This window comes from Collinsella sp. AF02-46-1 (assembly GCF_003465825.1).
Classification (GTDB): domain Bacteria; phylum Actinomycetota; class Coriobacteriia; order Coriobacteriales; family Coriobacteriaceae; genus Collinsella.
Map to the genome: position 1 here is coordinate 19562 of NZ_QSBV01000001.1, position 24049 is coordinate 43610.

16 protein-coding genes and 1 tRNA gene are annotated in these 24049 nt (G+C 58.2%); 9 read left to right on the plus strand and 8 right to left on the minus strand.

The window, feature by feature from the left end:
- Position 1 precedes the first annotated feature (1 nt).
- The 4 genes from DWV20_RS00110 to DWV20_RS00125 all read right to left on the minus strand — a co-directional run bounded on the left by DWV20_RS00110 (position 2) and on the right by DWV20_RS00125 (position 4619).
- A complete protein-coding gene (locus tag DWV20_RS00110; RefSeq protein WP_118256056.1) occupies positions 2 to 1255 on the minus strand; it encodes a DegT/DnrJ/EryC1/StrS aminotransferase family protein in 1254 nt (417 codons plus the stop codon).
- A 15-nt stretch (positions 1256 to 1270) separates the two neighbouring features.
- Positions 1271 to 3148 carry a nucleoside-diphosphate sugar epimerase/dehydratase gene (locus DWV20_RS00115; protein ID WP_233539730.1) on the minus strand — a complete coding sequence of 626 codons (1878 nt, stop codon included), beginning with the start codon at positions 3146 to 3148 and terminating at the stop codon, positions 1271 to 1273.
- Positions 3149 to 3229: 81 nt separating this feature from the next.
- Positions 3230 to 3775 carry an antiterminator LoaP gene (gene loaP, locus DWV20_RS00120; protein WP_233539731.1) on the minus strand — a complete coding sequence of 182 codons (546 nt, stop codon included), beginning with the start codon at positions 3773 to 3775 and terminating at the stop codon, positions 3230 to 3232.
- A 768-nt stretch (positions 3776 to 4543) separates the two neighbouring features.
- A tRNA-Ala gene (locus DWV20_RS00125) sits at positions 4544 to 4619 on the minus strand.
- A gap of 264 nt (positions 4620 to 4883) precedes the next feature.
- Here DWV20_RS00125 and DWV20_RS00130 point away from each other — a divergent pair.
- Together DWV20_RS00130 and DWV20_RS00135 are read left to right on the plus strand one after the other, a co-directional pair.
- Complete coding sequence (locus DWV20_RS00130) at positions 4884 to 5156, plus strand: hypothetical protein (protein ID WP_118256059.1); 273 nt, start codon at positions 4884 to 4886, stop codon at positions 5154 to 5156.
- A gap of 2 nt (positions 5157 to 5158) precedes the next feature.
- A complete protein-coding gene (locus tag DWV20_RS00135) occupies positions 5159 to 5842 on the plus strand; it encodes a hypothetical protein (protein WP_118256060.1) in 684 nt (227 codons plus the stop codon).
- Between the two features lie 178 nt (positions 5843 to 6020).
- On the opposite strand, the gene DWV20_RS00140 is transcribed toward DWV20_RS00135, so the two are convergent.
- A complete protein-coding gene (locus DWV20_RS00140; RefSeq protein WP_118256061.1) occupies positions 6021 to 6662 on the minus strand; it encodes a thiamine diphosphokinase in 642 nt (213 codons plus the stop codon).
- A 9-nt stretch (positions 6663 to 6671) separates the two neighbouring features.
- Entirely contained in the window at positions 6672 to 7361 is a 690-nt protein-coding gene (locus DWV20_RS00145; RefSeq protein WP_118256062.1) for an HAD family phosphatase, read from the minus strand.
- 331 nt (positions 7362 to 7692) lie between these two features.
- Between DWV20_RS00145 and glgB the strand changes: the two genes are divergently transcribed.
- The 7 genes from glgB (at position 7693) to DWV20_RS00180 (ending at position 21315) form a co-directional block, all read left to right on the plus strand.
- Entirely contained in the window at positions 7693 to 9969 is a 2277-nt protein-coding gene (gene glgB, locus DWV20_RS00150; RefSeq protein ID WP_118256063.1) for a 1,4-alpha-glucan branching protein GlgB, read from the plus strand.
- A 94-nt stretch (positions 9970 to 10063) separates the two neighbouring features.
- A complete protein-coding gene (locus DWV20_RS00155; protein ID WP_117635197.1) occupies positions 10064 to 12490 on the plus strand; it encodes a glycogen/starch/alpha-glucan phosphorylase in 2427 nt (808 codons plus the stop codon).
- 105 nt (positions 12491 to 12595) lie between these two features.
- Positions 12596 to 13744, plus strand: a complete 1149-nt coding sequence (locus DWV20_RS00160; RefSeq protein WP_035138263.1) for a glucose-1-phosphate adenylyltransferase — start codon at positions 12596 to 12598, stop codon at positions 13742 to 13744.
- A 4-nt stretch (positions 13745 to 13748) separates the two neighbouring features.
- Positions 13749 to 14876, plus strand: a complete 1128-nt coding sequence (gene glgD / locus DWV20_RS00165) for a glucose-1-phosphate adenylyltransferase subunit GlgD (protein ID WP_099431724.1) — start codon at positions 13749 to 13751, stop codon at positions 14874 to 14876.
- Between the two features lie 90 nt (positions 14877 to 14966).
- On the plus strand, positions 14967 to 17264 hold the full coding sequence (gene glgA / locus DWV20_RS00170) for a glycogen synthase GlgA (RefSeq protein WP_199581717.1): 2298 nt from the start codon (positions 14967 to 14969) through the stop codon (positions 17262 to 17264).
- Between the two features lie 429 nt (positions 17265 to 17693).
- Positions 17694 to 20990 (plus strand): 4-alpha-glucanotransferase, encoded by a 3297-nt coding sequence (locus tag DWV20_RS00175; protein WP_118256064.1) that lies wholly within the window; start codon positions 17694 to 17696, stop codon positions 20988 to 20990.
- A gap of 88 nt (positions 20991 to 21078) precedes the next feature.
- A complete protein-coding gene (locus tag DWV20_RS00180; RefSeq protein ID WP_117758103.1) occupies positions 21079 to 21315 on the plus strand; it encodes an FmdB family zinc ribbon protein in 237 nt (78 codons plus the stop codon).
- 141 nt (positions 21316 to 21456) lie between these two features.
- Here the strand turns inward: DWV20_RS00180 and DWV20_RS00185 are convergent, their stop codons facing one another.
- A complete protein-coding gene (locus tag DWV20_RS00185) occupies positions 21457 to 22857 on the minus strand; it encodes an RsmB/NOP family class I SAM-dependent RNA methyltransferase (RefSeq protein WP_117758104.1) in 1401 nt (466 codons plus the stop codon).
- On the minus strand, positions 22854 to 23774 hold the full coding sequence (fmt, locus tag DWV20_RS00190) for a methionyl-tRNA formyltransferase (RefSeq protein WP_117758105.1): 921 nt from the start codon (positions 23772 to 23774) through the stop codon (positions 22854 to 22856). The genes DWV20_RS00185 and fmt overlap by 4 nt, the downstream gene beginning before the upstream one ends.
- Positions 23775 to 24049: the final 275 nt, after the last annotated feature.

Here is a 24049-nt window from a genome sequence, read left to right on the forward strand (position 1 = left end):
CCTACTCAAAACAACGCCTAATCACTTCGATGATTACGTCCTGCTGCTCGGGAGTCATCTTGTTGTCGGAGGGCAGGCAGAGACCACGATGGAAGATGTCAGCGCCCACATCCAAAGGCAAGCCATCTGCGCCCGTTGCACCGCCGGAAATATACGCGTTGGTCTTAGCCCGGCCATTGCCCTCGCGCGTTACGAAAGCATTCATACGATAAATAGGCTGCATATGCATGGGTTTCCAGATGGGTCGGCCCTCGGCGTTAATGGCAGCAATAGCCTCAAGAATCTCGGTGGGGCAGCTCTTTCCAGGTTCGCTTACGTAAAGCGCCTCACTCTCGCCACGAACCTGTTTGCACATCGCATCGGGCTCAATCAGCATGCAAGAAAGCCAGAAGTTCGGCTCGCAAACGTTGGGGTCATAGGGATTCATACTCACCGGAAGGCCCTTGAAGCCCTCCTTGTAACGAGTGTAAATAGCCTTCTTTTGGGCAATATGCTCCTCCAGATATGGAATCTGGCCACGCACAACACCGGCAATTACATTGCTCATGCGATAGTTATAACCAAGCTCCTCATGCTGGTACCAAGGGGCAGCTTCACGAGACTGGGTCGACCATTTGCGCGTTTTATCGGCTGCCTCTTTGCTATCAGTTAAAAGCATGCCACCAGCGGAACCGGTAATGATCTTATTGCCGTTAAAGCTAATGGCGCTGATGTCACCAAACGTACCAGTCTGACGACCCTTATACGTGGCGCCAAGTGACTCAGCGGCATCCTCAACAAGGACAGCCCCGTGCGCATCACAAATTGAACGAAGCTCTTCGACTTTGCCAGGCGTTCCGTAAAGATGCGCCGCCACAACGACCTTTGAAGTCGGATGCAGTTCAAAGGCCTTCTCCAAGGCAATAGGATCCATGTTCCAGGTATCGCGCTCGGTATCGATAAATACAGGGACGCCACCCTCGTAAACAACTGGGTTCACCGTCGCGTCGAACGTCATATCGCTGCAAAGGACCTCATCACCGGGTTTAATTCCAGCGAGCTTCATGGCAAGATGCAGCGCTGAAGTACCACAAGAAAGGGCAACGGCATAGCCGCAACCAATCTTCTCGGCCATTTGGCGCTCGACTTCGTTGATATTCTCCCCTACCGTCGAAATCCAGTTGGTCTCATATGCCTCGGTAATGTATTTGAGCTCATCGCCGTGCATAGTCGGCGAGCTAAGCCAAACTTTATTCTCGAAGGGTTTAATGTCCATCTTGGCTCCTTATCCCTAATCGTTAAACTGCGGATGATACGTAGGTACAACCTCGGCGAGAACAGACTTAACCGCATCGTTATCCTTGTCGACGCAATCATGAAGTTTCTCAAGCTTGTCTTTGATCTCTTCCATCTTGTCAGCCTCGGCTGTGGAGATGCGAATCTCGGAATGCTCGGTAGGCAGGAGCTGCTCGTTATCCATAAGGAGCTCCTCGTACATCTTTTCGCCAGGACGCAGGCCGACTTCTTTGATCTGGATATCTTTGCCAGGCTTAAGACCGCTCAGCGTAATAAGGTTGATGGCAAGGTCGTAAATCTTGACCGGCTCACCCATGTCCAGTACAAAAATCTCGCCGCCATGCGCCAAAGCGCCGGCAGTAATGACAAGCTTGCTGGCCTCCGGGATAGTCATGAAGTAACGCGTAATGTCCTTGTGCGTAATGGTGATAGGGCCACCCTCGCGAAGCTGACGCTTAAACAGCGGGATGACCGATCCATGACTACCCAGAACATTGCCAAAGCGAACAGCCGTAAAAATGGTCTTGCTGTTTGCCGCATAATACTGAACGATCATCTCGTCCATACGCTTGGTGGCACCCATTACGTTCGTGGGATTAACGGCCTTATCGGTAGAAATCTGCACATAGTGGCTGCACTGGTACTTATCGGCAAGGCGTACAACATTGAGCGTGCCAAAGACGTTATTCTCGATTGCCTCGCGGGCGTTGTGTTCCATAAGAGGAACGTGCTTGTGGGCTGCAGCGTGGAAAACAACTTGAGGATGGTACTTCTCAAAGACCCTGGTAATCGCTGGGAGATGCGTAATGGAGCCAATATAGACTTGAATATCGGTGCCTTGATCATGAGCGGTCTTGATGATGTCGTGATACAGCTCGTAGGTAGTGTTCTCGTAAATGTCGAACAACACGATTTGCGCCGGCTTTGCCGGAAGCAGCTGACGTACAAGCTCTGAGCCAATAGATCCGCCGCCGCCCGTGACCAAAATGCGCTTTCCGGTAACGTAGCCCATCTGGTTAAGGTCAAGCGACTTCTCCTCGCGAGAAAGCAAGTCGCTGATCTCGACCTCACGAAGGGCAACCCTGCCTACACCATCCTGCGGAATATCGCGGACATTGGGGAGCGTGAGGACCCTAAGACCCGTCTTCATGCACAGGTCATAGATACGCTGACGCTCTTCATGCGTGGCACTCGGAATTGCCACGACAATCTGTTCAGCCTCACAATCGTGCGCAATAGTAGGGATATCGGCGCAAGTACCGCAGACCTTAACGTCATGAATACGCTGATTTTGCTTATTGGGATCATCGTCAACAACGGCAACCGGATCACCGATCATATCGGGATCTCCGTTGAGCATACGTTTGATGGAAAGAGAGCCGGTCTCCCCTGCTCCTACGATGAGCGTACGCGGGAGATGCGCATCGGAATTGCTTTTAAAGCGCCAGAGCTGGCTACCATAAATGGCGCGAATAGCAAAGCGGCCGCCACCGCAAATAATGAGGACGATAGCCCATGACATAACGTCCTCACGAAGGGTCATACCCTTGCCAAATAACACGCTAAAGATAATGTCGCCAATAACTGAGCCCACCGTCACGGCGGCAACAATACGTCCAGCCTCAGAAATGCTCGCATAGCGCCACAAACTGCTATACATATGGAAGAACCAAAAGACGACAACGTTAACAAGCGCAAGCACAAGAATAGCCGGACATGTGCCGGCTGCTCCGCTGAGTGTCGCCCAATGCTGCGTTCCCCACGATGCAACAAACACGGCAATAAAAGTTGCAGCAATGTCATACGCCATCAACGCATACGGTTCAAAGGCGCTCAGCTTCCCTTTTGCTTTGCGCTTAGATTCGGTGTTCAAGATTCGCTCTTCTCTTCCCTATTGATCCCGTTATCCCCGCCCCCGAGGATCCTCCCTGTTCTGTACGGCAGTCGCCTTCAGCTAGGCGATCGCCTTTTTAAGGTTTCGCTTTACGCGCTGCTCGGCTGAAAGCACGGCAAGGCCAACGCGCGTAGTCACGCGTCGGCCGCACAGGTCGAGCTCCAAATAAGCAGTGCTCTTGCGTCTGTTAATGGTTTTGATAAGGCCTTCGTGGCCCAGCAGCGGACCTGCCGTCACTACAACCTGGTCACCGTCTTTTAGGGCCTCGCTCATGGGCACTACGCGGTCTCCCCTATGCGTAAAGCTGCCAATAAGCTGGACCTCTTCTTTTGCCAGCGGCACAAACTGACCGTCCTGGGAAAGCACCCGGGCAAAGTCGTCCATGCGCAGCAGATACTGTTGCACGGTGCGGGGATCTGCCGTGTCGCAGATAAGATAACCGGGAAAGAGCGGCTTGGTCGTATTGACCCATTCGCCGTGCACTTTAATCTCGGTTTGAAATTGGGGATAAAAGAGCTCCTGCATGGCGCTCGCCGGCACCATGTGCTCGATGCGCTCGCGCATTACGTCTTCGCGACCGTTAATGACCTGGATTACATACCACACAAGCACCACCCCCTTGCTGTCTTACGTGTGGCTCGCGGGGTTTGGGTATGGCTTCGCCAGGGCGCTTGTGCGCGAAGGCGCTCCATATTCAAACCCTGAGCCCAGTTAGACAAGCACGTGGCTCTGCCCCACCGTGAACGGTATGTATGAGTGCAGTTACTAGAGTCGCGGCCGTGTATCGCAAAAAGACCGCGACTCCAGCTGGCTGCGTGCGAACCAGTCAAGCGGGAACAAAACTGGACCGCACGCAAACAGCTGAAAACTACTACGCTTCGACACGCAAGCTATTAAATGCATCTTTGAATTACATCAATACAAATAAGAACGTGCATGACTTCTTTATTGGAGCTCGTGGTGTTTCTGGCACCGCCGTTACGGCCGGATGCTGATCGACCCTGCGCTTTGTGGCTTGCTGGAGCCGTGAGCACAGTTGAACTCATGTAACGTTAGGTATCCTAGCACAAGCTGGTAGCGAAACTGATTTGGCTTGTGGTGGACAACATATCGTTCATTTAGTGTTCAAGGGGGTTGTTTTGGGATGTTGTTCACATTGGTGCAGGATATTGGGGTGCTAGCGAAGGTTATGGATGCTCCTGAAGCCCGAATTGACCAGCGAGGCGTACTGGTAATTGCGTTTGTCCAACAAACTATGTACAGACATGGGAAATAAATTGTGCAACTTTTTGTTGGCGTAGGTGGGGTTTGCAGCGCGTGGTGTTTTGGCATGAAAAAAGGCCTTCGGAATTCCGAAGGCCTTTGCATTCACGATGGTGGAGACGAGGGGGATCGAACCCCTGACCTCTTGACTGCCAGTCAAGCGCTCTCCCAGCTGAGCTACGCCCCCGTGACGAGGAGATACTATAGGGGAATGTTTTGCTTGATGCAAGGGGGAATTTTGATTGATTGTCTTATCTTACGGGTTTTCCTGGAATGGGACTGAATTAGCTATTTTTGGCGGGTAAGAAAATAACTTGTTGGGTTTATTAGTTTTCTGGTTGAAGAATGTCTCCTACCATTTTGTTGAGTCAATGGTTGGATTTAAAGCGGAGCAACTCATTGCAGTTGTAGAATCTCTGGTTGAAATCGTCTTTGCCTGGGAGGACCGACCATGGCCGAGAAGTTCGCGTTCGACTACGTGAACGAGATTTTGGGTATCGTCAACTACGTGCGCGAAGTGCTACGCCCCGCCTACACTACTGGGACTGCTGAGCCGCATCTCGATCGCAACATCGCGAGCAGCAGCCTAACGATTGACCCACGCATCGACGTCCCGGGACAGCTCTTCGTGACCGAGCGCGACCGCGACGACGAGATGGTGGATGAGTTCATCGAACCGAGGACAGGTCCGAGAATCGACACAGAAACGGGCGAGGTGTTATGAGCATGACAGCAATTGCCGATTGGGAGCCCATGCCCTCTACGTGTTTAAAATGCAGCGACAACGAATACGGGTTCCCCGCCGTCGTCTGCCGTACGCCCAGCAGGCTTGTGGAAGAGTGCGAAAACGCCTTCGACGCAGGGCTGCTGCTCGCCGCTTTGACTCTCGTAGTGACCATCCCAGACGTATGCGCAAACATCGACGGGACGGATTACCGGAAATGGTGCGAGGAGTACCTGGGGCTCCCGAACGATGGGAGAAAAATGACCAATGCGCGCAAGGGCGAGAAGCGCCCAGATGAGATAAAAGAGGAGTTTGAGACGATAGAGAAGCGAGGCATCTTTACGGCATCGGATCTCTATCAGCTTCGCTGCGCGGTGATCCATGCGGGGTCGTCGGTCATCGAGGGAAGGGGCGAAGACTATAGCCCCTACAAAGCCATCGGGGTTTGCGTACAGGGCGATGCGCGCGGGATAATCGCGAGTTATGGGCATAAAGGAATCGGACATGGAAGCCAACAGGACTGCGAGTTCGATTGCGTCATCAAGCTTGAAGGGCTCATCTCTCTCATAGCAAAGGGTGTGTGCAAATTCGTCGAGGAAGACCCCGAGCGCGATCGAGAATACTCGACGGGGCAAGGACTTTCCCGCCAAGGCGTGGTGGACTTCAGGCCTTTAATCAAAAAGTAAAGTTGTTAAGCACGTGGTTGGATTTGCATATGAGCGGGTTGTTAGATAAGTGGTTGGATTAAACAGAATCCCGTTTACGGAAACAAACCGATCGTTTAACAACTTCCAACCACTGATTGTATATACCCTTTTTGGCTTTGCCAAAATTATCCAATTCAGCCCCGTCCCGATAAAACCCTCACGCCAGCAAATAACCGATCGCAACACCTTGGTGGACTTGGATCTTGGCCGTACCCCTGACGACGTTGCTGATGCCCGTGTCGGTTAGTAGACCTAACGAAGCGTGATCTAGCTCCCACTCTAGGCCGCGTTCGCTTACCACCGTCCCAGGGGCTATAGCAATGATAGAGAACGTCTTGTCCACGACGCCCTCGATGGTCCACGATTCGCCTTCATGCAGAATGCGGGCCGTGATCTCGTCCTCGGCAATCCAGACGGGGGCGTCTTTGTAGTTGGCTAGTAAGCCTAGGACGCTTAGGGCCATATCAGGGCGGCCGCCCGTGGCGCAGGTCGCAACCACTTCGGCACCTGGCCAGCGGCGTCGGACGGAATCGAGCGCCAGCGCCAGGTCGGTATAGTCTTTGTAGGGGTCGTGACGCTCAACTTCAAAGTCGGTGGCGGCATCGACCAACGCACGACCCGCGTCACTTACCGTGTCGGCATCCCCCACATACACGTCGCAGCTTAGTCCCGCACCCAGAAGGGCATCCAGGCCGCGGTCCACGGCAACAACGTAATCGCACTCCCCTGCTAGCCTACGCAACAGATCCGCGCTCGCCACCACGGGCGAGCCGCAGACCACTAATACCTTGCAAGCCACAGCCCTCGCCTAGCCCTCAAACGAAAGCACGCGGGCCAAGTCCAGGTCCTCGTAGCTGTCGATAAAGATATCGCAGTTGGCGCGCACATCGTCGCGCTTCATGCGGCCGTGCGGGTCATAGATGCCAACGCGCTTAAAGCCTGCGACCCCAGAGCTCTTTAGGCCAAAGACGGCGTCCTCAAACACCCACGCGCGCTCAAACTTGTGCCCGTGGCGCTCCTCTAGGCGGCGCAGCGCCAGCTCGTACACATCGGGGAACTGTTTGGAGCGTCCCGCCTCGCCCGTCGTGGTAACAAACTCCATGTAAGCGTCGAGCCCGGCACCAGCGAGCGCGGACTGCACCAACTCGGCCGGCGTGGACGTAGCCACACACATGGAAATTCCCGCCGCCTTCGCCTGCTCCAAAAATGCCAAGAGCCCCTCGCGCGGTGGCACCTTGGAGTAGCCATCGATCAGGATGTCGCTCAGCTCGCGATACAGCTCCTCGCCGTTCGCTCCAATGCCCCATGTGTCGTGGTAGGCCTGGCACTCGTCCTCGAGCGACAAATGCTCAAACTGGGCAAAATCGTCGACCGTGACGTCAACACCGTGGCGGTGCAATAACTCGGGCTGGGCATGGGCCCAAACGGGGGTGCTATTTACCAGCGTGCCGTCGCAATCGAAAATAAAAGCGACATTGTGGGCGGCGGTCTGGGACATAAACATACCTTTCGATGTCAAATGGTAAACAACCTGCTAAAAACGTTTTACCAAACGTCAAACTAACAATCTTGAAACCCTAATTGGTAAAACTGTCAAGAGTTTTACCATCGCAATTCTGCCAGTGGTCTAAACATGGCGCTCGCCGATTAAACACCGCCGCAAATCCACTTTTCTCCATAAAAGTAACGAACAGGTGTTATCGTATTTCGTGCCGAAAGTTCCACCGAGCACGCGAGGTGGAACGAATCATAGAACTATCGCCGTCCCCTCGATTCGTGCAGCCTTGGACCTTTCGCATCTAGTCACCAAGGCAACACGCTGCCGCGTCATGATGGGATCAAACGTGAGCGATACAAAGCTAAAGCCAGCAACCAAAAAGCCTGCTACCCGTAAAGCCGCCCCGCACGCACCGGAGCTCTCTAAGGACGATGTCTACCTGTTTGGCATTGGCATGTGGGAGCGCAGCTGGGAAAAGATGGGCGCGCACCCCGACACGCAGAACCGTACGCGCGGTTGGCGCTTTTGCGTTTGGGCGCCCGACGTAAAGAGCGTCCATGTCATTGGCGAATTTAACGACTGGAATGAGGAAGCCAACCCTCTGGTGCCCGTGCATACGAGCGCTATTTGGGAAGGCTTTATTCCTGGCGCAGAACAAGGTCAGCTCTATAAGTATCTCATTGAGACCAACGAGGGCGAGAAGCTCTACAAGGCCGATCCGTACGCCTTCAAGGCCGAGTGCCCTCCGGGAACGGCAAGCGTGCTGTGGACCCTCGATGGCTACAAGTGGAACGACGCCGCATGGCTCAAGCGCCGCGCCAGTCATAACCACATGTCGCAGCCCCTTAACATCTACGAGGTGCATATTGGCTCGTGGAAGCGCCACGGCGACGCGCCACAGGGCGAGCCGGACGAGTACGGCAACTACCCCGGTCCCATGGACCCCTTCCCCGCGCAGCGCGGCGAGTTCTACACCTACGACGACCTGTCGGTCGAGCTCGTGGACTACGTGCACGACATGGGCTACACGCATATCGAGGTCATGCCGCTTATGGAGCATCCCTTCGATGGCTCCTGGGGCTACCAGACGACCGGCTACTATGCCGCCACGTCGCGCTATGGCGACCCGCAGCAGCTCATGCACTTTATCGATGCGTGTCACAAGGCGGGCATTGGCGTGATCATGGACTGGGTGCCCGGCGGTTTTTGCGCCGACTCCCACGGCCTTGCCACCTTTAACGGTCACATGCTGTTTGAGCATGAGATTCACCCCAACTGGGGCACGCACAAGTTCGACTTCGCCCGCGGCGAGGTCCGCTCCTTCCTGGTCTCCAACGTGCTGTACTGGCTCGAGAACTTCCACGTGGACGGCATTCGCATGGACGGCGTGTCCAGCATGCTGTACCTCAACTTTGGCATCGACGATCCCGGCCAAAAGAAGTTCAACAAGTACGGTACCGAGGAGGACCTGGACGCCAGCGCGTTTATCCGCCAGGTCAACTGCGCCGTGGAGGCCCACTTCCCTGACGTGATGATGATGGCTGAGGAGTCCACCGCGTGGCCGCTCGTGACCTACCCGCCGCAGGACGGCGGCCTGGGCTTCCACTACAAGTGGGACATGGGCTGGATGAACGACACCCTTCACTACATGCAGACCGATTTTCCGTGGCGCCCCGGCAACCACGGGCTGCTCACGTTCTCCATCATGTACGCCTTTACCGAGAACTTCATTTGCCCGCTGAGCCACGACGAGGTCGTGCACGGTAAATGCTCGCTGATCGGCCGTATGCCGGGCGACTGGTGGCGTCAGTTTGCCGGCCTGCGCACGCTGGCTTTCTATCAAATGACGCACCCCGGCGCCAAGCTCAACTTTATGGGCAACGAGATTGGCCAGTTTATTGAGTGGCGCTACTACGAGTCCATCCAGTGGTTCCTGACCGAGGAGTACGAGACTCACCGTCATCATCAGGCGTTCATCAAGGCGCTCAACCACCTGTACACCGCCGAGCCCGCCCTGTACGAGCGCGGCTACACCGACGACGGCTTTACCTGGATCGATGCGGACAACTCCAAGCAGTCCATCGTGAGCTTTGTGCGCCAGGGCGAGGATGTAGATGACGACCTGGTGATTCTGATCAACTTTGACCCAGCGAGCTACGAGAGCTTCCGCGTGGGCGTGCCGCGCGAGGGCGACTGGGAGGTCATCTTTGACTCCGACCGTCCCGAGTTTGGCGGCAGCGGCTATGCCGGCAAGGAGCCCTACACCTGCTCGAGCGAGCCCTATCCCTGGAACGGGCAGATGGACTCTATTGAGATTAAGGTGCCTGGCCTGGCAGGCGTGGTGCTTAAGCGCCGCGGTCCCAGCAGCTATAAGCCGTCGATGGTCGAGGAGCCCAAGGCTGCGCCCAAGAAGCGCACGTCCTCGGTGAAGCCTAAGCCTGCGGCTGCCAAGAAGGCTCCGGCTAAGGCGAAGGCCACGGCGACCAAGGCCAAGGCCAAGGCTGCCGCAAAGCCCGCTGCTAAGGCCGCAGCCAAGAAACCGGCTGCCAAAAAGGCCGCTACCAAGGCCAAGTCTGCTTCTGTTAAGCCGTCTGCCAAGGATGAGTAACAAAACCGTTACAGCTGTAATTACCCGCCCCGACGAGGCGTAGGATACAAGTCATAACCGTTCCGGGAGAAACATCCCCGGGGGAAAGGAACGTATGAATAAGATCTTCGACAACAAGCAGGAGTTTACCGAGCTCTATCGCGATGCCGTCATGAGCATCAGCGGTAAGAGCGTCGAGGCCGCCAGCGACCTCGACCGCTTTAACGCCCTGGCCAAGCTCGTGGCCGAGAAGGCGCGCACCGTTGCCACCAAGAGTGACGCCCGCGTCACCGCCGAGGGCAAAAAGCGCGTGTACTACTTCTCGATCGAGTTTTTGATCGGCCGCCTGCTCGACAACTACCTGCTCAACTTTGGCGTGCGCGACATGGTCGCCGAGGCGCTCGACGACATGGGCTTTGACCTGTCCGTCATCGAGAACCAGGAGCCCGATCCGGCCCTGGGCAACGGTGGCCTGGGTCGTCTGGCCGCGTGCTTCCTGGATTCCATGGCAGCCGAGGGCATTGCCGGCTACGGCAACGGCATGCGCTACCGCTACGGCCTGTTTAAGCAGGAGATTGTCAACGGCAGCCAGGTCGAGGCCACCGACGAGTGGCTCACCCACGGCTATCCCTGGGAGGTCCGTCGTCAGGACAAGGCCGTGACCATCAAGTTTGGTGGCCATGTTGAGGGCTTTGAGGAGAACGGCCGCACGTTCTACCGCACGGTGGACACGCAGGACATCCTGGCTGTCCCTTATGACATCCCCGTCGTGGGCTATGCCGGCGAGACCGTCAACAAGCTGCGCGTCTGGGCCGCCGAGCCGGTCGAGGAGCACTTTGATCTGGAGGCCTTCAACCGCGGCGACTATGCTCTGGCCGATGCCGAGCGCGCTGAGGCCGAGGCCATCAGCGCCATCCTCTACCCCAACGACGCCGGCGAGCACGGCCGTCTGCTGCGCCTGAAGCAGGAGTACCTGTTTGTCTCGGCCGGTATCTACAGCCTGCTCGACACCTTTGAGAAGGAGCACGGCGCGAACTGGGAGCTGCTGCCGCAGTTTGTGGCCATCCACACCAACGATACCCACCCCGCCATGTGCGGCCCCGAGCTCATGCGTATCCTCATCGACGAGAAGAAGCTTGAGTGGGATGACGCCTGGAACATCGTGACGCAGGTCGTGAGCTACACCAACCACACCATCCTGCCCGAGGCCTTGGAGAAGTGGCCCATCGGCACGTTCTCTAAGCTCCTCCCCCGCGTGTACCAGATCATCGACGAGATCAGCCGTCGTTGGCACGAGTCGTTCGACACCTCGCAGGAGGGCTGGCAGGAGCGTCTGCGCCAGACCGCCATCCTGTGGGACGGCGAGATTCGCATGGCCAACCTGTCCGTGATCTGCAGCCATAGCGTTAACGGCGTGGCCAAGATCCACTCCGACATCATCAAGAACATCGTGCTCAAGGACTTCTATGCCTTGACGCCCGAGAAGTTTAACAACAAGACCAACGGCATCTCGCACCGTCGCTTCTTTGCCGAGGCCAACCCCACCTACGCCAAGCTTGTGACCGAGGCCATTGGCGACGGCTGGCTCAAGGACGCCTTTGAGCTTGAGAAACTCAAGGAGTTTAAGGACGACACCGAGTTCTTGAAGGCCGTAGGTGCCTCCAAGCGCGCTAACAAGGAGCGCCTTGCCGCCTACGTCAAGGCCGAGACCGGTCTGGTCATTGACCCCAACACCGTCTTCGATGTCCAGGTAAAGCGCTTCCATGCCTACAAGCGCCAGCTCATGAACATCATGAAGGTGATGGACATCTACAACCGTCGCATTGCCGATCCCAACTTCCACGTGACGCCGACGACCTTTATCTTTAGTGGCAAGGCTGCCTCGAGCTACACCTTTGCCAAGGAGACCATCCGCCTCATTAACTCCGTTGCCGACGTCATCAACAACGATGCCCGCGTCAACGAGGTCATGAAGGTCTGCTTTATCCCCAACTTCCGTGTGAGCAACGCCCAGCTCATCTACCCCGCTGCCGAGATCTCGGAGCAGATCTCCACGGCCGGCAAAGAGGCCTCGGGCACGTCCAACATGAAGCTCATGATGAACGGCGCCATTACGCTGGGTACCCTCGACGGCGCCAACATCGAGATCGCCGACCTGGCCGGCCGCGAAAACGAGGCCATCTTTGGCCTGACCGCCCCCGAGGTCGAGAAGCTCTGGGCATCCAACAGCTACTTTGCGTGGGATACCCTCAACGGCGACCGCGAGCGTCTGGGCCGCGTGATGGACGAGCTCAAGGACAACACGTTTGCGGGTCTTTCGGGCAACTTCGAGAGCATCTACAACGAGCTCATGAACAACAACGACCCCGACCTAGTCATGGCTGACTTCCGTAGCTACGTGGATGCATGGGAGAACCTCACGGGCAGCTACGGCGACCAGGAGAACTGGAACCGCAAGGCCCTGCTCAACACCGCCTCCTCCGGCTGGTTCTCGAGCGACCGTACCATTCGCGAGTATCGCGACGAGATCTGGCACGCATAAAGCGCGCGAGCTCCCTTTGCAGCACGGCATTATTCGACGGGCGCGACCGAGCGCCGCGCCCGTCGCTAATGGGTTTAGGAACATCGATGACAGAAGGAGAAATCGATGAGTAAGAAAGAATGCATCGCGATGCTCCTCGCAGGAGGACAGGGCAGCCGATTGGGGGCACTCACCCAAAAGATCGCCAAGCCGGCGGTTAGCTTTGGTGGCAAGTTCCGCATTATCGACTTTTCGCTGTCCAACTGCTCCAACTCGGGCATCGACACGGTGGGCGTTCTGACGCAGTACCGTCCCTACCTGCTGCATGCCTACGTGGGCTCCGGCGAGGCGTGGGATCTGGACAGCCGCGACGGCGGCGTGTCGATCCTGCCGCCGTACGAGACGCAGACCGGCGGCGCCTGGTATGCGGGCACGGCCGACGCCATTACGCAGAACCTCGACTACATCAAGGCCAACGACCCCAAGTACGTCCTGATTCTTTCGGGCGATCACCTGTATCGCATGGACTACCGCAAGATGCTCAAGACGCACATTGAGAACAACGCCGACCTCACGGTGAGCGTTATGCCCGTGCCGTGGGAGGAGGCCAGCCGCTTTGGCATCCTGACCACCGACCCCGAGGACGGCCGCATCACCAAGTTCACCGAGAAGCCCGAGAAGCCCGATTCGAACCTCGCGTCCATGGGCATCTACATCTTCTCGGCCGACGTGCTGATCGAGGCGCTCGAGGAGGACGCTCTGGACCAGCGCTCGAGCCACGACTTTGGCAAGGACATCATCCCCAAGCTGCTCGGCGAGAACAAGCGCCTGTACAGCTACGAGTTCCACGGCTTTTGGAAGGACGTCGGCACCATCGCCAGCTTCCACGAGACCTCGATGGACCTGCTAGGCAACAACCCCGAGTTCGATCTGTTTGACAAGAACTTCCCCATCATGTCCAACATCACCACGCGTCCGCCTCACTACATTGGTCCGGACGGCCGCCTGGACGACTGTCTGGTCTCCAACGGCTGCAAGATCTACGGCACCGCTCGCCACTCGATCCTTTCGACCGATGTCATCATCGAGGAGCGCGCCGTGGTCGAGGACTCCGTGCTGCTGCCGGGTGCGCACGTTAAGAGCGGCGCGCACATCTGCCGCGCTATTTTGGGCGAGAACTCCACGGTCGAAGAGGGCGTGAAGCTCGGCTCTGTCGATACCACCAAGGATACGGCCGTCGTTGGAAATGACGTCGTTATCGGGAAGGGGGAATGATCCGATGATCAATCGCAAGGCCATCGGTTACATCACCGCTAACTACTCTTCGACCTACGGCAGCGTCCTGCTCAAGGACCGCCCCATCGCGTCCGTTCCGTTTTTGGGCCGCTACCGCCTGATCGACTTTCCGCTGTCCAACATGATGAATGCCGGCATTAAGACCGTCGGCGTCGTCATGCCGGGCAACTACCGCTCGCTGATCGACCACGTGGGTTCTGGCAAGGACTGGGGCCTGGACCGCAAGAAGGGCGGCCTGTTCATGGTGCCCGGCAACGCGTATGGCACCACCAAGGGCGGCATGCGTTTCCTGCTGCGCGACATCATCTCCAACAAGACGCTGTTCCAGCGCTCGGAGAAGCCCTATGTCGTGATGATGGGCACCAACATCATCTTTAACATGGACCTCAACACCATCATCGAGGCGCACGAGAACTCCGGCGCCCAGATGACCGTAGTGTACTGCAAGGCCACGCGCAACGTCGATGACGAGACCAAGCTCGAGATTAACGAGAACGGCCGCCTGACGGGCGTGAGCGCCGGCGTCGTGTACGGCGACAACGCGTCCATGGACTGCTGCATCGTCAACCGCGAGACGCTGCTCGAGATTATCGACCATTACCAGGCCGCCGACTATCTGGACCTGCTCGAGGCTCTCCAGGGCGACTTTGGCAACATCGACGTGTGCAGCTACGAGTACAAGGGCGAGGTCGTGGGCGTGTTTAGCGAGAAGTCGCTGTATCGCCGCAGCATGGACCTGCTCGACCAGACTGTGGCCGACCAGCTCTTTGACCCCGAGCGCCCGATCCTGACCAAGGCCCACGACGTTCCGCCTTCGCGCTATGCGACCGGCAGCCACGCCTGCAACTCGATCATCTCGGCCGGCTGCATCATCAAGGGCACCGTGCGCAATTCGATCCTGTCGCGCGGCGTCGTGGTTGAGGAAGGCGCATCGGTGACCAACTCGATCATCAACCAGAGCTGCATCATCAAGAGCGGCGCCCGTGTTGAGAATGCCATTCTGGACAAAAACAACGTGGTTCCCACCAACACCGAGCTTCGCGGCACGCCCGAGAACATCCTGGTGCTGGGCAAGGCTCCGTTAACTTCCGACACCACCATCGTACGTTAACGTTGGCACCGCAACATCGCTCGTAACATGTAGAATAGCCGCCCGGTTTGTGCCAGGCGGCTATTCTCGAATTGCAACATGGGAGACAATATGGCTGATTCCAGCAAAAAGATGCAGATCGTGTTTGCCTCGGCCGAGTGCGCACCGTTTGTGAAGACCGGCGGCCTGGGCGACGTGGCGGGCTCGCTGCCTGCAGCGCTTGTGCGCGCCGGCGCCGAGGTCATCGTGATGGTGCCCAAGTACGCCACCATCAAGGACGAGTACAAGGCGCAGATGGAGCACTTCTCCGACTTTTACGTGAGCCTGGGCTGGCGCAACGAGTACTGCGGGCTCGAGAAGCTCGAGCACGACGGCGTCACCTATATGTTCATCGACAACGAGCGCTACTTTGCGCGCGACTATCCGTACGGCTTCTTTGATGACGGCGAGCGCTTCGCGTTTTTCTCCAAGGCCATCACCGAGAGTCTGCAGCACCTGCCGGCCGGTTTTGAGTGTGACATCCTGCACTGCAATGACTGGCAGACGGCACTGGCGCCCGTGTTCTTGCGCGAGTTTTACCAGGGCCTGCCGCTGTATGACCGCGTCAAGACCGTGTTCTCGATCCACAACGTGGCGTTCCAGGGCCAGTTTAGCGACACCGTGATGGAGGACATCCTGGGTTTGGCGCACATTCCGGCGGCCGCCTCGCAGCTGCGTTGCGACGCCTGCAGCATCAACTACATGCTGGGCGCCCTGCGCTATGCCGACGCCATCACCACGGTGAGCCCCACCTATGCCAACGAGATCCAGACGCCCGAGTTTGGCGAGGGCCTGGATGGCGTGCTGCGCGAGCGTTCGTACGCGCTGCAGGGCATCCTTAATGGCATTGATGTGACAGGCTTTGACCCGGCGACCGACAAGCGCATTGCCGCCAACTACACGGTTGAAGACCGCTCCGGCAAGGCCGTGTGCAAGGCCAAGCTGCAGGAAGAGCTGGGGCTCGAGGTTCGCGACGACCGCCCGCTCATGGTGATGGTCACGCGCCTGACGCGCCAAAAGGGCATGGACCTGGTCATGTACGCGCTCGACCGCATTCTGGCCGGCGGCGTGCAGGTGGCGGTGCTGGGCACCGGCGACCGGGACTACGAGGACGGCCTGCGCTACTTCCAGGACAAGTACCCCGGCACCATGGCCGCGCGCATCGAGTTCGATCCCGCGCTGTCGCAGCGCATGTATGCCGCCGCCGACATGTTCCTAATGCCTTCGAAGTTTGAGCCCTGCGGCCTGTCGCAGATCATCGCCATGCGCTACGGTACCCTGCCCATCGTGCGCGAGACCGGTGGCCTGAAGGACACTGTGATCCCGTACAACGAGTTTACCGGCGAGGGTACGGGCTTCTCGTTTAGTAACTTTAACGGCGACGAGATGGGTGACGCCGTGTTCCGCGCGGCGCGTCTGTTCTGGGATAACCGCGACGCCTGGAACCAGCTGGTAACGCAGGCCATGAGCCAGGACTTTAGCTGGACGCGCTCGGCCGACAAGTATCTGGACCTGTATTTCTTTATGCATCCGGAGATTGAGCGGCCGGCGGCTGTTGTCGACGAGCCTGTGGTTGTGGCTGAGAAAGTTGAGGCCGAGCCCGAGCCCAAGGCCGAGTCGGTTGTTGAGGCGCCCGCTGCTGCTGAGGAGCCCAAGGCTGAGGAGAAGCCGGCTGCGAAGCCTGCGGCAAAGAAGACCACGACTCGTAAGACGACGACTAAAAAGGCCACGACAACAAAGGCCGCTGCGAGCAAGACCACCACTGCCAAGGCAACTACCGCCAAGGCAGCGACCACGCGCAAGCGCACCACCGCAGCTGTCAAGAAGGCCGCCGAGGCCGAGGTCGTTCCCGAGGTAAAGGCCGAGACCGCTGCAGCCGAGGTTAAGCCCGCGGCAAAGGCTCCGGCCAAGACCGCCGCCAAGAAGACGACCGCGTCCAAGAGCACAACCAAGACCCCTGCCACCAAGAAAGCTACAGCTACCAAGGCCACTGCAACGAAGGCTGCCGCAAAGCCGGCCGCCAAGGTCGAGGAGACGCCTGCCGAGTCCAAGGCGGAGGCAACCGTCGAGGCCAAGCCTGCCGCCAAGACCACCTCGCGCAAGCGCACGACGACAGCCAAGAAGACCATGGCAAAGACCGCAACTCCCAAAGCAGAGACTAAGCCCGCTGCTGCCAAAGAGGAGCCCAAGGCCGAGGTAAAGGCCAAGCCGACGCCGAAGGCCGCTGAGGTCAAGGCCGCACCGAAGGCAGAGGCTAAGCCCGAGCCTGCCAAGGAGACTCCGGTCTCCCCCGCCACTCCGGCCGAGGAAAAGGCTCCGACCAAGAAGACCTCCGTCCGCAAGGCAACTGCCACCCGCAAGCGCCGCTAATCCTGACGATTAAAACTTAATCCTCAACGCAAAAGAGGGCGCCCCAAGCAGGCGCCCTCTTCTTGGTTGAACCCCGCATTAAAAAGAGGGCCGGTTTACTACGACAAAATGGCTCCGGCCGACCACGGCGAGTAATCATCGAAATTGGCAACGCTTCTACCTGCAGTTTTAATATCACTAAAATGACTGTGGTTGAGATCATTCAATTCGTCGTAGTAAACCGGAGCTGTTTTGTTTGGCTACAAATACTATCTACATAGGCGTTTTCGAGTATCGCGATAATGTGGATGGTAAAACGATTTTCTAGGACAACCGTTCGCCGATAATGAGCGGCTGTAGTTTATACAACTAAAGTGCAACGATATACTTAAGTATTGTGCGTTAAGCCCATGGCCCGCTGGCCATGATTGTATAGAACTGGACCGTACTATGAGATTGATTCACAACAGCCGTCTGCCGCAGTTTCGCACTCCGTTTGGCGCTGTGACCACTGGAACTTCCGTTGCACTCTCGGTGATTTTGGAGGATGCCGATCCCAACCAGGCAACGCTTACGCTGCGCACCTGGATCGATGAAATCGGTGAGTCTCTGTATCCCATGACGCACGAGGGCGACGGCATATTTACCGTAGAGCTTGAGTGCACCGAGCCCTGTCTTATCTGGTACAGCTTTATATGCAATATCGAGGGCCAACCCGAGGTTCGCTTGGGCGCGCCGCAAGGCCGCACCGGCGGCGAGGGCGTAACCTACGACTACGCCGAGGTCCCGTCCTTCCAGATTACCGTCTACAAGCACCGCGAAGTTCGTCCCGAGTGGTACGAGCGTGGCATGGTTTACCAGATCTTCCCCGACCGCTATGCACGCGACGAAAACTGGCGCGAGCGCACGCAGACCGAAGTCGAAAAGCCTCGCAACGGAATCCAGCGCCGCATGGTCGAGGACTGGAATGAACCGCCCGAGTACAAGCGTGCCGAAGACGGCTCCATCAAGACCTGGGATTTTTACGGTGGCTCGCTCAAGGGTATCCAAAATGACCTGCCCCGCATCGCGGAGCTGGGCTTCACGGCCATTTACCTCAACCCCATCTTTGAGGCCGCGAGCAACCACCGCTACGACACGGCCGACTACACCAAGATCGACCCGATCCTGGGCACCGAGCAGGACTTTACCGAGCTGTGCCAGGCAGCCGAGAAGCTGGGCATCTCCATCATCCTGGACGGCGTCTTTAACCATACGGGCGATGACTCGATCTATTTCAACCGCTACGGCAACTACCCCGGCGTGGGCGCCTGGCAGAGCGAGGATTCGCCGTGGCGCGATGCGTTTTATTTCCACGAGGACGGCTCGTATGACTGCTGGTGGGGCGTGGGCAACATGCCCGCCATCAATGAGAGCTCCGAGCTGGTACGCGAGCGGCTCCTGGGCAAGGACGGCGTGATCCGTAAATGGCTACGTGCCGGCGCTCATGGCTGGCGCCTGGACGTGGCCGACGAGCTTTCCGACGACTTCCTGGCCGAGATAAAAAAGGCCGTGCTCGCCGAGAAGCCTGACGCACTGTTGCTCGGCGAAGTCTGGGAAGACGCCTCTAACAAGATTAGCTACGGCCATCTGCGCCGCTACCTGCAGGGATCCGAGCTGGACTCTGCTATGGATTACCCCTTCCGCGACGTGGTCATCGGCTTTTTGATGGGCTACAAGAACGCCTACGAGGCCGCCGAGGATATCGAGACCCTGCGCGAGAACTACCCGAGCGAGGCATTGTCCTGCGCGCTCAATCTGCTTTCGAGCCACGACCGCCCGCGTATCATCTCGGTACTCGGCGGCGGCCCCGACGAGTCGCAGCTGCCCGAGTGCGAGCACAGCAAGTGGCGTCTGGACGAGAACTCGATGGGCCTGGCCAAGAGCCGTTTTTGGCTTGCAACGCTTATGCAGATGACCTTCCCCGGCGTGCCTTCAATTTACTACGGCGACGAATACGGCCTGGAGGGCCTTACCGATCCGGGCAACCGCCGCACCCTGCCGACCAAGGACCAACTGCACGACTTCGATACGCTGGCTATTGTCAAAAACGCCTCTGCGGTACGCCGCGCACTGCCGTTTATGATCGACGGCGAGATCAAGGCCTTCGCGCTCAACGACGAGGTGCTGGCCTACAACCGCACGGGCAAGAATGGCGAGTCCGCGACGGTTATCATCAACCGCAGCCTGCGCAATTCGCACCGCGTGACGATTCCGGCGCTCGGCGAATGCGCGAGTGACGTGATCAGCGGTCACGAATGCGAGATCCACAACGGTACGGTCACGCTCGATCTGTATCCGCTGGGCTCGTCGATCATCTATCACCATGCCGAGCAGCGCCTGCAGGAGCCGCTCGATCACGGCGCGGGCGTCGTTTGTCATATCACCTCGGTACCCACCGACGACGGCAAGCCCGGCACGATCGGCGCACCCACGCGTCGCTTTATCGACCATCTGGCCGCCATGGGCATGCGCTACTGGCAGGTCCTGCCCGTCAACCCAACGGACTTCTTCCGCTCCCCTTACGCCGGGCCTTCGGCCTTTGCGGGCAATATTGACCTGCTGCCCGAAAGCCAAGAGGAGCTGGCGGCCGACTTTGAGACTTGGAAGGCCCGTGGCGGCGAGGATGCAGACCCGCTCTACACGGCGTTTAAGCATCGCAACGCCGATTGGCTCGAGAAGTACTGCGTCTACATGGCCGTCAAGAAGTACTTTGAGGGCGAGTCGCGCCACGATTGGCCGGCAGATGTCGCGCGCTACAACGAGCATCTGATTGACGACAAACGTTTCCACGACGAGGCAGAGCTGCAGGCGTACATGCAGTACCGCTTTGACCTTGCCTGGTGCGAGCTCATGAACTATGCGCACAAGAAGGGCATCGAGGTCATCGGCGACATTCCCATGTACGTTTCGGACGATTCGGCCGACGCGTGGAGCGAGCCCGAAAACTTCTGGCTTTCCGATACCGGCAAGGCAATCGAGATCTCCGGTGCGCCGCCCGATAACTTTGCGCCCGAGGGCCAGGTGTGGGGCAACCCGACGTTCCGCTGGGACCACATGAAGCAGAACGGCTACCGCTGGTGGATGGACCGCCTGCGTCGCGCGTTCTCGCTCTACGACCGTGTGCGCCTGGACCACTTCCTGGGCTTCCACAGCTACTTTAGCATTCCCGCAGGCAAGGCCTGCGCCGACGGCCGCTGGCTGGCGGGTCCGGGCAAGGACCTGTTCCAAACCGCCTTTGACGAGCTGGGTCCGCTCAACTTTATCGCCGAGGACCTAGGCTACCTGACGCCCGGTGTTCGCGCCATGGCTTCGACCTGCGGCTTCCCCGGCATGGTCGTGCTGGAGTTTAGCGATTACGACGTTCGCTGCGGCGTGCATCCAACGCCGGGCAAGATTCTATACACCTCGACGCACGATACGTCGACACTCGCCGGTTGGTGCACGCGCTCCTTTGCTGGCGGCGACGAGCCGAGCGGTGTTGAGGTGGCGGCCAAGCTGATGGGCGACGCGCTCGCAAGCAATGCTCCCCTGGTGATGATGCCGCTGCAGGATGTCCTGGGGCTTAGCGACGACGCGCGCATGAACGTGCCGGGTGTCGCCACGGGCAACTGGACCTGGCAGGCCGATGAGGCAGACGTTGCGGCCGCTGAGGGCAAAACTGCACAGCTCCTGCGCAACACCCATAGATTCTGGGGCGAAGCGTGATAAAACCCCCGATATAGGGTACAGTTACAGCTGTTTGAATTTATGCGGGCAGAGCGATCTGCCCGCTTTGTGCTGAAAAGGAAGTATTATGGCGCGCTACGATTACAAGTGCTCGAGTTGCGGCAACGTGTTTGAGGTTGAGCATCCCATGTCCGAGACCCCCGAGGTCGTGTGTCCGAGCTGCGGCGCTCCGGCGACAAAAACGTTCTCGGCAAGCGGCATCAAGTTTGAGGGCAGCGGCTTCTACAACACCGACCAGCGCAGCGGAGGCTCCAGCACCAACGCCACCAACGGCTGCTGCGCCAACTGCCCGCACAGCCACTAAGAACAACGCAGCCCCGCGACCGGCACCGATCGCGGGGCTGCTTCTTTAGCTACCCAGGTTTCCTTATGAGTTGCGGTGAAATAAGGACTGATTGGCGGCTAGAAGCCGCTATTCAATCCCTATTTCACCGCAACTTAGTCGTTACTTGCGGACCAGGCGGGCGCAGAAGTGGCCGTCGTAGGAGTCGGCGTTTACCGGCACGCTTTGGAAAAGGCCACGATCGTTTTGACGAACGGCCACCAGCTTCTTGGCCTGTGCGAAATCGGGCAGCTGCAGAATCTGGGCTTCGGAGAACGGTGCCACGGTAAAGCCGGCGCCCTCGGGAGAAGCCAGGAAGGCATCCACGACCTGCGTGTTCTCTTCATCAAAAACCGAGCAGGTAGCATAGATAAGTTCACCACCGGCAGCCACGCGCGCGGCTGCTTCCTTGAGCATCGTCAGCTGCAGACGGGGCAGCTCAGTCGTAACGTCGTTCTCGGTCAGACGCCACGGAATCTCGGGGTGGCGGCGCATGGTGCCGGTGCCAGAGCACGGCGCATCGATAAAGACCGTGTCGAACAGGGCGGGTTCGCCAAGCATCGCGTCAAAGGACGTAAGCACCTCATTGAGCTCGCAGGCATCGCCCGACACCGTACGAACACCTGAGATACCCGCCTTGTGCAGGCGCGCGAGATTCTGATCGCACTTACGATCGTGCAGATCGAGCGCAGTATGCTGACGCTCGTACCCGGCACGCTTGGCCTGGCACATCATCACGTAGGTCTTGGTGCCGCGACCGGCGCCAATCTCCAGGCAACGACCGGGACGTGTCGCGGCAGTAGCGATAAGCTGAGCGTTGAGGTCCGAGGCAACCGCGGCAGCACGCTCAAACACGCCCGATGCAACCGCGACCTGCGCATCGACCGGAGCATGGCAGCCCGGGAAGACAGGAGCGACGAGCTGCGAGATATACGGGTCGGGTTTGGTCGCAAACGCGTTCTCATGCAGGGCCAGCGGCGCGGGGGCCAGATTGCCGGCGAAGTTCAGCGCGCCCTCGGGCGTATCGAACGAGGCAATAATTCGAGCGCACAGCCAGCGCGGCAGACCCATCAGGCGCGACAGACGAACCAAGCGTCGCTCAGACTCACCCACATCGGACGCCGTGGCAAAGTCCTCAACGTTGTCCGCAACCTTATGCAGCACGGCGTTCGCCAGACCGGCGGCCGATTTAGCACCGCTGCGAACCAGCTCAACGCCCTGGCTCACGGCAACGCGACCCGGGGTATGCAGGTAGAGCATCTCGAAGGCCGAGATGCGAAGCGCCATGCGAACGCGCGGCGCGACCTTTTTGGGCTTATCCAAAAATTGATCGAGCAACTCATCCAAAATACCCTGCGTGGCGGCAACACCAAGCGCCAAACGGGCGGCAAAAGCAGAATCGCGCTGGTCAATGGCCTTGGCGGAAGCACGTGAAGACAACACGTCACGTGCGTACATACCGCGACGATCGGCCTCCATCAACACATCGAGCGCAAGCTTGCGCGCGGGAGACAACTTGCTCATGACAGTACACCCCACCTAAGTTCGGCACCCTGCAGGCCGGCAGCCCAGGCAGAGGCAGCCATTGCACGCTTGCCATCGGGCTTAACCTCGAGCAGTTCAACAGCGCCATCAGAAAGGCCCAGGTAGACACGCTTGGCCTTAACGAGAACCTGACCCTCGCCAAGCGACACATCGGAAAGCGCAGCATCGAGCACGCGAACCATCTTGCCGGCAATCACGCAACGGGCAGGCGCGGTATCGGACGAAGCGAGCACATGGCGCACGCAATCGAGCGCCGCCATCTGCGGATCCAGACGCATCTCCTGCTTGGAAATCTTGGCAGCATGAGTGACGAGCGACTCATCCTGCTCAGTCCACACGGCGGTGCCATCAGCAAGCGAAGGAAGCGTATCGGCAAGCAATTTGCCGCCAAGCTCAGCAAGCTCCATGGTCAGCGCCTCAGCATGCTTACCGGCAACCGACGTCGAGGCCTGCGCGCAATAAGCACCAGTATCAACGCCATGCCCAATGCGCATAATAGAAACGCCAGCAACCTCGTCACCAGCAAGAATCGCACGCTGAATGGGAGCAGCGCCACGCCAACGAGGCAACAGCGAAGCATGAACATTCACAATACCAAGCGGCGCCATATGCAGCACCTCATCAGGCAAAATGCAGCCATAGGCAGCCACACAGAAAATATCAGCCTGCGCAGCCTGGAGCGCCTCAACAACCTCAGGCGTCATGCGATTTGCCTCAATAACCGGCAACCCCAGCTCAAGCGCCTTGGCCTTAACAGGAGAAGGCTCAAGCTTCTTACCACGCCCACGAACAGCATCGGGACGAGTAATAACAAGCGCAATCTCGTTCCCAGCCTCAACAAGCGAAGTCAGCGAAGGCACAGCAAAATCAGGCGTACCCATAAACACAATACGCATAAAGAACGTCTCCCCTCAACCAAAGCCGAGACGGCTACAAACAACAGCGGAAAGCCAAGTACCCAGCCCATCCGCAATAACAATTCAACAAGAACAAATATACCCAAAACCAAAGAAAGAGCCGCAATAAAAGCAGCTCTCTCTCAACAAAGACTATCAGCGAAGACGCCCCTCCCTGGCCCGACGGCACCCGGGCGAAAAGGAGCACGAAAACGCAGTCCCCTTCCGCCGCAGGGCTTAGGTTATTGCTCCACGCGCAGTTCCGCACGAGCCGA

What these genes read in the sequence shown, in the direction of transcription:
- DWV20_RS00155 (WP_117635197.1), top strand. Translation starts at nt 10,064, where the DNA reads ATGAATAAGATCTTCGACAACAAGCAGGAGTTTACCGAGCTCTATCGC.
- fmt (WP_117758105.1), bottom strand. Translation starts at nt 23,774, where the DNA reads ATGCGTATTGTGTTTATGGGTACGCCTGATTTTGCTGTGCCTTCGCTG.
- DWV20_RS00145 (WP_118256062.1), bottom strand. Translation starts at nt 7,361, where the DNA reads ATGTCCCAGACCGCCGCCCACAATGTCGCTTTTATTTTCGATTGCGAC.
- DWV20_RS00180 (WP_117758103.1), top strand. Translation starts at nt 21,079, where the DNA reads ATGGCGCGCTACGATTACAAGTGCTCGAGTTGCGGCAACGTGTTTGAG.
- DWV20_RS00135 (WP_118256060.1), top strand. Translation starts at nt 5,159, where the DNA reads ATGACAGCAATTGCCGATTGGGAGCCCATGCCCTCTACGTGTTTAAAA.
- glgB (WP_118256063.1), top strand. Translation starts at nt 7,693, where the DNA reads ATGATGGGATCAAACGTGAGCGATACAAAGCTAAAGCCAGCAACCAAA.
- DWV20_RS00130 (WP_118256059.1), top strand. Translation starts at nt 4,884, where the DNA reads ATGGCCGAGAAGTTCGCGTTCGACTACGTGAACGAGATTTTGGGTATC.
- glgD (WP_099431724.1), top strand. Translation starts at nt 13,749, where the DNA reads ATGATCAATCGCAAGGCCATCGGTTACATCACCGCTAACTACTCTTCG.
- DWV20_RS00110 (WP_118256056.1), bottom strand. Translation starts at nt 1,255, where the DNA reads ATGGACATTAAACCCTTCGAGAATAAAGTTTGGCTTAGCTCGCCGACT.
- glgA (WP_199581717.1), top strand. Translation starts at nt 14,967, where the DNA reads ATGGCTGATTCCAGCAAAAAGATGCAGATCGTGTTTGCCTCGGCCGAG.
- DWV20_RS00160 (WP_035138263.1), top strand. Translation starts at nt 12,596, where the DNA reads ATGAGTAAGAAAGAATGCATCGCGATGCTCCTCGCAGGAGGACAGGGC.
- DWV20_RS00175 (WP_118256064.1), top strand. Translation starts at nt 17,694, where the DNA reads ATGAGATTGATTCACAACAGCCGTCTGCCGCAGTTTCGCACTCCGTTT.
- DWV20_RS00185 (WP_117758104.1), bottom strand. Translation starts at nt 22,857, where the DNA reads ATGAGCAAGTTGTCTCCCGCGCGCAAGCTTGCGCTCGATGTGTTGATG.